Below are 12054 nucleotides of genomic sequence, written 5' to 3' on the forward strand. Positions count from 1 at the left end.
TAGAAGGCGCTATGACATCACCCATGCCCTCAGGGCAAACGTCATTATTGCAGCAGATGACACAGCGCCTCGCGCTGTCCGACGCGCATTTTCGTCGGATATGTCAGTTGATCTACCAGCGTGCGGGAATTGTGCTTGCGGATCATAAGCGAGACATGGTTTACAACCGACTGGTGCGGCGCTTGCGCACGCTCGGGCTGGATGATTTTGGTCGCTATCTGAGCATGCTCGAAGCGAACCAGAACAGCGCTGAATGGCAGGCTTTTATTAACTCATTAACCACCAACCTGACCGCGTTTTTCCGCGAAGCGCATCACTTCCCGGTGCTGGCGGAGCACGCGCGCCGTCGTACCGGGGAGTACCGCGTCTGGAGTGCGGCGGCGTCTACCGGCGAGGAGCCGTATTCGCTGGCGATCACCCTGGCCGATACGCTCGGCATGGCGCCGGGGCGCTGGAAAGTGTACGCCAGTGACATCGACACCGAGGTGCTGGAAAAAGCGCGCAACGGCGTCTATCGCCAGGACGAACTGAAAACCCTGTCACCGCAGCAGTTACAGCGCTACTTCATGCGCGGTACCGGCCCGCACGAAGGGCTGGTGCGCGTTCGTCAGGAGCTGGCGAACTGCGTTGAGTTTGCGCCGGTCAACCTGCTGGACAAGCAGTACAACGTGCCGGGGCCGTTTGACGCCATCTTTTGCCGTAATGTGATGATTTATTTTGATAAAACGACGCAACAGGAGATTCTGCGTCGCTTTGTTCCGTTGCTCAAGCCTGACGGTTTACTGTTTGCCGGGCACTCGGAAAACTTTAGCAACCTCGCGCGCGAGTTTAGCCTCCGTGGGCAGACGGTTTATGCGCTGAGTAAGGAAAAAGCATGAGTAAAATCAGGGTATTGTCCGTTGATGATTCGGCGCTGATGCGCCAGATCATGACGGAAATCATCAATAGCCACAGCGATATGGAAATGGTGGCGACAGCGCCCGATCCGCTGGTCGCGCGGGATTTAATCAAAAAATATAACCCCGACGTGCTAACGCTGGATGTCGAAATGCCGCGCATGGACGGCATCGATTTTCTGGAAAAACTGATGCGCCTGCGCCCGATGCCGGTGGTGATGGTCTCGTCCCTGACGGGAAAAGGCTCAGAGATCACCCTGCGTGCGCTGGAGTTGGGAGCGGTGGACTTTGTCACCAAGCCGCAGCTGGGTATCCGCGAAGGGATGCTGGCGTACAGCGAGCTGATTGCGGAAAAAATTCGCACCGCGTCGCGCGCGAAGCTGGCCGCCCATAAACCGATGGCGGCCCCGGTGACCCTGAAAGCAGGCCCGCTACTCAGCTCGGAAAAACTGCTGGTGATTGGCGCGTCAACCGGGGGAACAGAGGCAATTCGCCATGTACTCCAGCCATTGCCGCTCTCAAGCCCGGGTATTCTGATTACCCAGCACATGCCGCCAGGCTTTACCCGCTCGTTCGCAGAACGCCTGAACAAGCTGTGTCAAATCAGCGTGAAAGAGGCGGAAGACGGCGAGCGCGTGCTGCCGGGCCATGCGTACATTGCCCCGGGGGATAAGCATATGGAGCTGGCGCGCAGTGGCGCGAACTATCAAATCAAAATTCATGACGGGCCGCCGGTTAACCGGCACCGTCCGTCGGTGGATGTGCTGTTTCATTCGGTGGCGAAACATGCGGGGCGCAACGCCGTTGGGGTGATCCTGACGGGGATGGGCAACGACGGTGCCGCCGGAATGCTTGCGATGCACCAGGCAGGTGCCTGGACCATCGCGCAGAATGAAGCAAGTTGTGTGGTGTTCGGCATGCCGCGCGAGGCCATCAATATGGGTGGCGTGAGCGAAGTGGTCGATCTTAGCCAGGTAAGCCAGCAGATGCTGGCGAAAATCAGTGCCGGACAGGCAATACGTATTTAATGAGGAGTGTAGTTTTATGGCGGACAAAGAGCTCAGATTTTTGGTTGTGGATGACTTTTCCACCATGCGTCGCATCGTGCGCAACCTGCTGAAAGAGCTGGGCTTCAACAACGTTGAAGAAGCAGAAGACGGCGTGGATGCGCTGAACAAACTGCAGGCTGGCGGGTTTGGTTTTGTTATTTCCGACTGGAACATGCCTAATATGGATGGTCTGGAACTGCTGAAAACGATCCGCGCGGACGCCGCTATGGCCTCTCTGCCCGTATTGATGGTGACCGCAGAAGCCAAGAAAGAGAACATCATTGCTGCGGCACAGGCAGGCGCAAGCGGCTATGTGGTGAAACCGTTCACCGCTGCAACCCTGGAAGAGAAGCTCGGCAAGATCTTCGAGAAACTCGGCATGTGAGGTGATGGTTATGATGCAACCTGCTATGAAACCCGTTGAAGAACATTCGCCCAGCGACATCATTGCCCGCATCGGCAGCCTGACGCGCATGCTGCGCGACAGCCTGCGTGAACTGGGGCTGGATCAGGCCATTGCCGAAGCGGCGGAAGCGATTCCGGACGCGCGCGATCGTCTGGACTATGTGGTGCAGATGACTGCTCAGGCGGCAGAACGTGCGCTGAACAGCGTTGAAGCGTCACAGCCGCATCAGGATGCGATGGAGAAGGGCGCGAAAGCGCTGACCAAACGTTGGGATGAATGGTTCGAGAACCCTATCGAACTGGCGGATGCCCGTGAACTGGTGACCGATACCCGCCAGTATCTGGGGGATGTGCCGGGCCACACCAGCTTCACCAACGCCCAGCTTCTGGACATCATGATGGCACAGGATTTCCAGGACCTTACCGGTCAGGTGATCAAACGCATGATGGATGTGATTCAGGAGATTGAGCGTCAGCTGCTGATGGTGCTGCTGGAGAACATGCCAGAACCGGCTGCGCGTCCAAAGCGCGACAATGAAAGCCTGCTTAACGGCCCACAGCTCGACGCAACCAAAGCGGGCGTGGTGGCGAGCCAGGATCAGGTCGACGACCTGCTGGACAGCCTCGGCTTCTGATCTAAAGACACCACCTCCCGGAGGTGGTGTCTTCCATGATTTAAAGCCGAATGGTGATATCGAATCCGGATTTGGAATGACAGAGATTTTCCTTCAGACGCCGGAGATCCTCGTCGTTAAAAGAACAGCAGCGGTAGCTTGCGTATTCATACTGTCTTAGCTGGTCGAAACTGTGTTTATGCAGTGCCTGTAAGAGAAAGTCGGTAAGCTGAGGTCCAAGGACCCGAACGCGCTTGTTGTAAATTGTGCGCAGAATTTTGATAACAGAACCGACCTCATTGGGTGTTTTTTGAAGAACCAGTTCAAGACGACGATGATGCAGATCGTGCAGATAGTTATCAGAACTGATGACATGCCTGGTCTTAACGTCGTATAAAACCGAATCCCATGACATCAACGTTGTGTTCAGTAAGCTGGAAGTGTCTTTAAACTCAACGATTCTGTTTTTGAAGGCCCAGGTATCATTGATGCTCCAGATATCAAAATCAAGGCTCATAAAATGGAAGCGAACCCCGCCCAGCTTATTCACACGCATACGCTCAATGTTTAATGACTTTAAGGTCTGAATCAGATCGTCCCGCGAAAGATCGATAACCAAATCGATATCCGATGTGAACCCGCCACGACCATAAAGACCTATGTCCCGAATCATTCCACCAAAAATCCACGCGTGCGTTCGCTCGGCCAGAGCATCAATAAGTGCTCTGGCTTGCTTCCGCTCTTCGCTGGTGTCGAAAAAATCTTCGATTCTGAGCCTAAGGCGTTGATGGCTGGACACGACTTTCATATTCATAAAGCGATTTTAGCTCATCGTGAAGGCGTATCAAATAACTGTCTGTCATCCCTGAAATGGCGTCAGCTAAAAGCTGTGCCTCTTTATATAGCGGGGGCAACTGATTATCCGGATCCTCAAATACGCGTCGATATTTCTCTGAAATCCGCCCATAAGCATAACGACCGAAGGGGGTATCCCATGACTGACTTCCACTACTACGACCTTTAATGCCCACCCAAAGCATATCCATCAATCCCTGGATGTAATTGGATCCCTTTAGTTCGAGCTCCAGTACTGTGCGATGCCGATAGCCACGGGTCTGATCGAATTTTTTCAATGCTGAACAGAGTGCGTTACCGGCGCTTATGCTAATGAGATCTTTGATGGCAGCCGTTTTTTCACAAAGTTGTTTATGACATTCACGAAAGGCTTCAACGACGCTTTTAATAAGAACGTTTGTGGCGTACACGCGAAACATCTGCATACTCATATCATTGATTTCAGCAGGGGATAAATCTTGTTTGCGCGGTTCCCACTCTTTATTTTTGCGTTCCACATCATTGATTAACCTGTTAATTACAGGATCCTGCCCCTCTCCCCAACCCGCAAGGAAACTGATGAGATCCTGATAGGACGCCAGCCCTTTTTTTATGGTGTCTTCTGCATCAAGTATTGAATAGGCAATGTCATCACACGCTTCCATAAGGTAGGTGAAGGGGTGTCTGATACCCTCAGAAAGACCTGTTTCCTCCCAGATATCATGTACAACCTGCTCTTCGGAATATAAGTAACCGTGTTTGTTCCAGCGCCTGTTTTCTGACCAGGACGAGTGAGGATATTTGATCATGGCGGCAAGCGTGGCATAGGTAAGATTCAAACCATAATTATCATTAATGATCTGAAGTCGCGTGACCAGGCGTAGCGTCTGAGAGTTTCCGTCAAACTGCAGAAAATCATTAAATACAGGTTTAAGGGAGGTATCGGTCACACTGTTCACCAACGGTTCCAGATTACGCCTGAACCAGGTGCGCATAGCAGCTTCTCCCTGATGCCCAAAGGGCGGATTACCTAAATCATGTGCAAGACCTATTGTCGCAAGCAATGCCGGCACATCACGCTCAAGAACAAGGTGTTCGCAGCCTGTACCGAAAATCTCATCCTTCATCTCAAAGGCGAGACGCATCCCAATTCCGCGAGCAAAGTTTGCTACCTCATGTGAATGGGTCAAGCGCGTCCTGACGCTATCATTGAGATCCAGCGGGAAGACCTGTGTTTTGTCTGCCAGTCGGCGCGTGGGTGCAGCGAAGAGTAAACGATCATAATCCCGCTCTATTTCCTGCCGGCCATAGGCAAGATCTGAAGTGTGTTTCTCTGTCGATTTTTTCTTATCTTTCCGCCTGCCGCTGTTTAATAACTTATGCCATTCCATTTGAAATCCTTTTGGTTTCGGTCTTTTAGATAAACTACCAAACCCTTTCTGGCATGGCGATATTGTATCTGCTCATGAGTTAAAAATTGGAAGACAGTACGCAACAAATGTCAGGCGAAAGCACAAACATTGTCGTTAAGGGGATAATTCACCCCTTTTTGATGGCTTAATTACACGATTGTAATTAAGAATCTTGGGCATGATACCCGTGACTTAATGGGCTGCGAGCAGGCACTGTGGCAGAAGATAACGACGACAAAACGGAAGCCCCCACACCCCACCGACTTGAAAAAGCGCGTGAGGAAGGGCAGGTCCCCCGATCCCGAGAACTGACATCCCTGCTGATACTGGTGGTGGGCGTGTGCATTATCTGGTGGGGAGGGGAGTCGTTCGCCCGCAGGCTGGCGGGGATGCTCTCTGCCGGATTACGTTTTGACCACAGCATGGTTAACGATCCCAACCTGATCCTGAGCCAAATTATTCTGCTGGTGAAAAATGCCATGATTGCGCTGCTTCCGCTGATTTCCGGGGTTGTGCTGGTGGCGCTGGTCTCGCCGGTGATGCTTGGCGGGCTGGTCTTTAGCGGCAAATCGCTGCAACCCAAATTTTCCAAGCTCAACCCGCTGCCCGGGATCGCCAAAATGTTTTCTGCCCAGACGGGCGCGGAGCTGGTAAAGGCGATCCTGAAATCGGCCCTGATGGGCAGTACCGCCGGGTTTTTCCTTTGGCACCACTGGCCTGAAATGATGCGCCTTATCAGTGAATCCCCCTTCAACGCCATGAACAATGCGATGAACCTGGTGGGATTGTGCGCCCTGCTGGTGGTGCTCAGCATCATTCCGATGGTGGGGTTTGACGTCATCTTCCAGATGTACAGCCACTTCAAAAAACTGCGCATGTCGCGCCAGGATATCCGCGACGAATACAAACAGATGGAAGGCGACCCGCACGTTAAGGGGCGTATCCGCCAGATGCAGCGCGCGGCTGCCCGTCGCCGCATGATGGAAGACGTCCCGAAAGCCGATGTCATTGTGACCAACCCGACCCACTACTCGGTGGCGCTGCGCTATGACGAAAACAAAATGAGCGCGCCCAAGGTGGTGGCAAAGGGGGCGGGCCTGATTGCGCTGCGTATACGTGAAATCGGCACGGAAAACCGTGTTCCCATTCTTGAAGCGCCTCCGCTGGCGCGTGCGTTGTACCGTCATGCGGAGATTGGACAACAGATCCCCGGCCAACTCTACGCCGCTGTCGCGGAAGTGCTGGCCTGGGTATGGCAGCTGAAGCGCTGGCGTTTAGCCGGTGGTCAGCGGCCTGTGAAACCTGAGAACCTACCGGTGCCTGAAGCGCTGGATTTTTTGAACGAGAAGGACACTGATGGCTAATCTGGTGGCAATGTTGCGCCTGCCCGGCAACCTGAAATCGACCCAATGGCAGATCCTTGCCGGACCGATTCTGATCCTGCTAATTCTGTCGATGATGGTGCTGCCGCTGCCGGCATTTATCCTCGATCTGCTGTTCACATTCAACATTGCGTTGTCCATCATGGTGCTGCTGGTGGCGATGTTCACCCAGCGCACCCTGGAGTTCGCGGCGTTCCCGACCATTCTGCTGTTTACCACGCTGCTGCGCCTGGCGCTGAACGTGGCATCCACCCGTATTATCCTGATGGAAGGGCATACCGGCGCGGCGGCGGCGGGTAAGGTCGTTGAGGCGTTCGGCCACTTCCTCGTGGGCGGCAATTTCGCCATCGGTATTGTGGTGTTCGTCATTCTGGTGATCATCAACTTTATGGTCATCACCAAAGGTGCCGGGCGTATTGCAGAAGTGGGCGCGCGTTTCGTCCTGGACGGGATGCCGGGCAAACAGATGGCGATCGACGCCGACCTGAACGCCGGACTGATCGCCGAAGATGAGGCCAAAAAGCGCCGCTCGGAGGTGACGCAGGAGGCGGACTTCTACGGCTCGATGGACGGTGCGAGTAAGTTCGTGCGCGGAGATGCCATCGCCGGCATCCTGATCATGGTGATTAACGTCGTGGGCGGCCTGCTGGTGGGCGTTTTGCAGCACGGCATGGACATGGGCCACGCGGCAGAAAGCTACACGCTGCTGACCATCGGTGACGGCCTGGTTGCGCAGATCCCGGCGCTGGTGATCTCAACCGCAGCGGGCGTTATCGTCACTCGCGTCAGCACCGATCAGGACGTGGGCGAGCAGATGGTGGGGCAGTTGTTCAGCAACCCGCGCGTAATGCTGCTGGCTGCTGCGGTACTGGGCCTCCTGGGCCTGGTGCCGGGAATGCCGAACCTGGTGTTCCTGCTGTTTACCGCCGCGCTGCTGGGCCTGGCCTGGTGGATGCGCGGGCGTGAAATGACGCCTGCCGCCGAACCTGCGCCGGTCAAAATGCCGGAAAATACGCAGGCGGTGGAGGCAACCTGGAACGACGTGCAGCTGGAAGATTCGCTGGGCATGGAGGTGGGTTATCGCCTGATCCCGATGGTCGATTTCCAGCAGGACGGCGAGCTGCTTGGCCGCATTCGCAGTATTCGTAAGAAATTCGCTCAGGACATGGGCTTCCTGCCGCCGGTTGTTCATATTCGTGACAACATGGATCTTCCGCCTGCGCGCTATCGCATCCTGATGAAAGGGGTGGAGATTGGCAGCGGGGATGCCTACCCTGGCCGCTGGCTGGCGATCAACCCCGGCACGGCGGCGGGCACGCTGCCCGGAGAGCAGACGATCGACCCGGCCTTCGGGCTGGCGGCAATCTGGATCGAGAGCGCGCTGAAAGAGCAGGCGCAGATCCAGGGCTACACGGTGGTGGAAGCCAGTACCGTGGTGGCGACCCATCTTAACCATCTTATCGGCCAGTTCTCCGCCGAACTGTTTGGCCGTCAGGAGGCGCAGCAGCTGCTGGATCGCGTTACCCAGGAGATGCCGAAGCTGACCGAAGACCTGGTGCCTGGCGTGCTGACGCTGACAACCCTGCACAAGGTGCTGCAAAACCTGCTCGACGAAAAGGTGCCGATCCGCGACATGCGTACCATTCTGGAAACCCTGGCCGAGCATGCGCCGCTTCAGAGCGACCCGCACGAGCTGACGGCAGTGGTGCGTGTGGCGCTGGGCCGCGCAATTACCCAGCAGTGGTTCCCGGGCACTGGCGAAGTGCAGGTCATCGGCCTCGATACGCCGCTTGAACGTCTGCTGCTGCAGGCCCTGCAGGGCGGTGGCGGGCTGGAGCCGGGTCTCGCCGACCGTCTGCTGGCCCAGACGCAGGAGGCGCTGGCGCGCCAGGAGATGCTGGGTGCGCCGCCGGTTCTGCTGGTTAACCACGCGCTGCGTCCGCTGCTGTCTCGCTTCCTGCGTCGTAGCCTGAATCAGCTGGTCGTGCTGTCAAACCTTGAGCTGTCGGACAATCGCCATATTCGCATGACGGCGACCATAGGAGGGAACTGATGGGTAAGTGGCTATGGATCATGCTTTTCCCGCTGGTGGCGCAGGCCGCTGGCGAAGGGTCGTGGCAGGCCAGCAGCGTTGGCGTGACGCTGAACCATCGCGGGGAGGCGATGTCCTCACGTCCGCTGGCACCCCCTGAACCGGCCTCCGGCCTGATGACCCTGGTGGTGTGGGATTACTCGCTGATCGGCCCAACGCCTGCCGGGCTGCGGGTGCGTCTGTGCTCCCAGACGCGCTGTACCGAAATCGACGGTGAAAATGGCACGACCCAGGCGTTCAACGGCATACCGGCGGTGGAACCGTTACGCTTTATCTGGGAAGTGCCGGGCGGTGGGCGTTTAATCCCGGCGCTGAAGATTCAGCGTACGTCAGTCATCGTTAACTACCGCTAACTGCCTGTCTTTTAGCCAGCCATGGCGCGATTCTGATGGCTGGCTCGCAAAAATGACCTCGCCTTTTGATGCAATAGAAACGCTGTTTTATAAATCAGTGACACGCGTGACGACACTCTTTGCATTTTTGCCATCCGCGACGAAGCGATGGCAGAAACAGAAAGGTTTCAACAGGTCGATACTTTTACTGTAGCCGTGTAAAAACTCCCGGACGAGGTTTGCTTACAGGGAGTCTCCTAAAACTGATTAGGGCTGACGGCAATGAAAACACGTAAAATCGGACTCGCAAATTATCTTGCTTATGGGTCAGGTGATTTCCTCGGGGCAGGGACGACTGCGCTGACGGCTGCCTGGCTTTTATATTTTTATACGACCTTCTGCGGACTTTCCCCTATCGAGGCGACCTTTATCTTTGCTGCGGCAAGGGTGCTGGACGCCGTTGTCAGCCCGCTGATGGGCTTTATGACCGATAACTTTGGCACCACCTGGCTTGGCAAACGCTTTGGCCGCCGTAAGTTCTTTATCCTGCTGGGTATTCCGTGCGTGTTCAGCTACTCCCTGATGTGGATCGGGGATATGAGCTTCTGGTACTACCTGCTGACCTACCTGGTGTTTGATATTGTCTACACCATGATCCTGGTGCCGTACGAAACGCTGGTGCCGGAAATGACCGATGACTTCAAACAGAAAACCAAGTTCTCCGGCGCGCGTATCTCTATGGCGCAGATGTCCGCCATTCTGGCCTCCTTCCTGCCGGGTATTCTGCTGACCCACTTCGGTAAAGACAACGCCGTCTCCTTCTTCTATGCAAGCCTGGTCTTCTCCGTGCTGTGCGCGCTGATGCTGATTTTCGTCTGGTTCTTTACCTGGGAGCGCCCGCGTGAGGAGTGGTCAGAAGCGGCACTGCGCGCCGAAGAAGAGAAGAAAAAGCTGACGCTCGGGCAGAGCCTCAACCGCCTTTTCGTCGAGTTAAGTTCGACCCTGCGCATCAAAATTTTCCGCCAGCATCTGGGGATGTATCTGGGCGGCTACATCGCCCAGGACGTGTTCAACGCCGTCTTCACCTATTACGTGGTGTTCGTGCTGATGCAGGAGGCGTCAATGGCCTCTAACCTGCTGGGCACCATGGCGATTTTCCAGTTTATCGCCGTGATAGCGATGATCCCGCTGTGCATCCGTTTTGGTCCTGCGCCGTCTTACCGGATGGTGGTGGTGCTCTTTGGGCTGGCCTCGCTCTCCTACGCGATGCTCTATTACGCCGGGCTGAGCGATATCTACTCGCTGCTGTTGCTGGTTTCAGCCGTGGCCGGTCTGGGGCGCGGGGGCATCAATTACGTTCCGTGGAACACTTACACCTACATTGCTGACGTGGATGAAGTGATCACCGGCCAGCGCCGTGAGGGGATTTTTGCCGGGATCATGACCCTGACCCGTAAAGCCTCCCAGGCCGGTGCGGTGATGCTGGTGGGTATCGTGATGCAGATGTCCGGCTTTGTGAGCGGGCAGAAGGTGCAACCTGCCGAAGTGAGCCACACCATTCTGATGATCCTGAGCGTGGGAACCATTCTGGTGCTGTTCTGCGGCTTCCTGGTTTCCCTGCGCTTCAGACTGAATTTGCAGACGCACAGCACGCTGCGCGAAGAGACCGCCAAAATGCGCGAGACGGGGCGCGCCATGCCGGAGACGGCCACGCCGCAGGCCCGCGCAACCGTCGAGATGCTGGCCGGTATGCCGTACGAATCGCTGTGGGGCAATAACAACATCGGTTATCTGAATCGCAATAAGCCGGCGGCGCCTTCGCTGAAGGATCGCGCGGTACTGAATTCGACATACAACAGAGGTTAAGATGATGAAAGTTTGGCCTGTCAAACATAGCCCATTACTGTGTCAGCCAGCGCGTTTTATCGCGCGGGATGAACTGAAATCGTTGATTCACAAGGTGACCCATAACCTGGTGAACATCCACGACAAAACCGGCGAGTTTCTGCTGCGGCTGGACGACGGGCGCGTGATCGATACCAAAGGCTGGGCAGGCTGGGAGTGGACGCACGGCGTGGGGCTGTACGGAATCTGGCAGTACTACTGCCAGACCGGCGACGAGACGATGCGCGACATTATTGACGGCTGGTTTGACGCGCGTTTTGCCGAAGGCGCGACCACCAAAAACGTCAATACCATGTCGCCGTTTCTGACCCTGGCCTACCGCTATGAAGAGACGCGCAATCCGGCCTGGCTGCCGTGGCTGGAGAGCTGGGCGGAGTGGGCGATGAATGAGATGCCACGTACCAAGCATGGCGGTATGCAGCACATCACGCTGGCGGAAGAGAACCACCAGCAGATGTGGGACGACACGCTGATGATGACGGTGCTACCACTGGCGAAAATCGGCAAGCTGCTCAACAAACCGGAGTACGTGGAAGAGGCGGTGTATCAGTTCCTGCTGCACGTCCAGAACCTGATGGACAGGGAAACCGGCCTGTGGTTCCACGGCTGGAACTACGACGGCAACCACAACTTTGCCCGTGCCCGCTGGGCGCGCGGCAACAGCTGGCTGACAATCGTCATCCCGGACTTCCTTGAGCTGGTCGATCTGCCTGAAAACAACGCTGTGCGTCGGTATCTGGTGCAGGTGCTGAATGCACAAATTGCGGCGCTGGCGAAATGTCAGGACGACAGCGGGCTGTGGCATACGCTGCTCGACGATCCTGACTCGTATCTGGAGGCGTCGGCCACGGCAGGGTTTGCCTACGGGATCCTTAAAGCGGTGCGTAAGCGCTATGTCGGAGCGGAGTATGCGGAGGTCGCCGATAAAGCGATTCGCGGTATCGTGAACAATATCTCGCCGGAAGGGGAGCTGCTGCAAACGTCGTTCGGGACGGGGATGGGCAGCGATCTTGAGTTCTACCGGCAGATCCCGCTGACGTCGATGCCGTACGGGCAGGCGATGGCGATTTTGTGTTTAACGGAATATTTGCGAAAGTACTTCTGATAATAAAAAACCCGGCCATGGCCTAATG

Annotated in this window: 11 protein-coding genes; 9 read left to right on the forward strand and 2 right to left on the reverse strand. The window is 56.0% G+C overall.

Annotated features, from left to right (window positions below; translation table 11 throughout):
- The first annotated feature begins 11 nt into the window (after positions 1-11).
- The 4 genes from cheR to cheZ are packed head-to-tail and all read left to right on the forward strand — an operon-like array spanning position 12 to position 2985.
- Positions 12-878, forward strand: coding sequence for a protein-glutamate O-methyltransferase CheR (gene cheR, locus ACWKX3_RS02910; RefSeq protein WP_058610181.1), 867 nt, complete (start codon positions 12-14; stop codon positions 876-878).
- The gene (locus ACWKX3_RS02915) at positions 875-1924 is read left to right on the forward strand and encodes a protein-glutamate methylesterase/protein-glutamine glutaminase (RefSeq protein ID WP_006176073.1); all 1050 of its coding nucleotides are present in this window, start codon (positions 875-877) and stop codon (positions 1922-1924) included. Before cheR ends, ACWKX3_RS02915 begins: the two co-directional genes overlap by 4 nt.
- A gap of 16 nt (positions 1925-1940) precedes the next feature.
- Positions 1941-2330 carry a chemotaxis response regulator CheY gene (gene cheY, locus ACWKX3_RS02920; protein ID WP_006176072.1) on the forward strand — a complete coding sequence of 130 codons (390 nt, stop codon included), beginning with the start codon at positions 1941-1943 and terminating at the stop codon, positions 2328-2330.
- Positions 2331-2340: 10 nt separating this feature from the next.
- Positions 2341-2985 carry a protein phosphatase CheZ gene (gene cheZ / locus ACWKX3_RS02925; protein WP_042320066.1) on the forward strand — a complete coding sequence of 215 codons (645 nt, stop codon included), beginning with the start codon at positions 2341-2343 and terminating at the stop codon, positions 2983-2985.
- A gap of 40 nt (positions 2986-3025) precedes the next feature.
- Here the strand turns inward: cheZ and ACWKX3_RS02930 are convergent, their stop codons facing one another.
- Both ACWKX3_RS02930 and dgt read right to left on the reverse strand, forming a co-directional pair.
- Positions 3026-3778 carry a hypothetical protein gene (locus ACWKX3_RS02930; RefSeq protein ID WP_199862048.1) on the reverse strand — a complete coding sequence of 251 codons (753 nt, stop codon included), beginning with the start codon at positions 3776-3778 and terminating at the stop codon, positions 3026-3028.
- Positions 3741-5189 (reverse strand): dGTP triphosphohydrolase, encoded by a 1449-nt coding sequence (dgt, locus tag ACWKX3_RS02935; protein WP_454541241.1) that lies wholly within the window; start codon positions 5187-5189, stop codon positions 3741-3743. Before dgt ends, ACWKX3_RS02930 begins: the two co-directional genes overlap by 38 nt.
- A gap of 236 nt (positions 5190-5425) precedes the next feature.
- Here dgt and flhB point away from each other — a divergent pair, with 236 nt between their 5' ends.
- From flhB to bglB, 5 genes are all read left to right on the forward strand, one after another.
- Positions 5426-6574, forward strand: a complete 1149-nt coding sequence (gene flhB, locus ACWKX3_RS02940; RefSeq protein ID WP_006176068.1) for a flagellar biosynthesis protein FlhB — start codon at positions 5426-5428, stop codon at positions 6572-6574.
- Positions 6567-8645, forward strand: coding sequence for a flagellar biosynthesis protein FlhA (gene flhA / locus ACWKX3_RS02945; RefSeq protein ID WP_006176067.1), 2079 nt, complete (start codon positions 6567-6569; stop codon positions 8643-8645). Before flhB ends, flhA begins: the two co-directional genes overlap by 8 nt.
- The gene (gene flhE / locus ACWKX3_RS02950; RefSeq protein ID WP_236346240.1) at positions 8645-9037 is read left to right on the forward strand and encodes a flagellar protein FlhE; all 393 of its coding nucleotides are present in this window, start codon (positions 8645-8647) and stop codon (positions 9035-9037) included. The genes flhA and flhE overlap by 1 nt, the downstream gene beginning before the upstream one ends.
- Positions 9038-9298: 261 nt before the next feature.
- Complete coding sequence (locus tag ACWKX3_RS02955) at positions 9299-10882, forward strand: MFS transporter (protein ID WP_006176064.1); 1584 nt, start codon at positions 9299-9301, stop codon at positions 10880-10882.
- Between the two features lie 4 nt (positions 10883-10886).
- The gene (gene bglB / locus ACWKX3_RS02960; protein ID WP_454541242.1) at positions 10887-12026 is read left to right on the forward strand and encodes a beta-galactosidase BglB; all 1140 of its coding nucleotides are present in this window, start codon (positions 10887-10889) and stop codon (positions 12024-12026) included.
- Positions 12027-12054 lie beyond the last annotated feature (28 nt).

This window comes from Enterobacter sp. UPMP2052 (assembly GCF_053709675.1).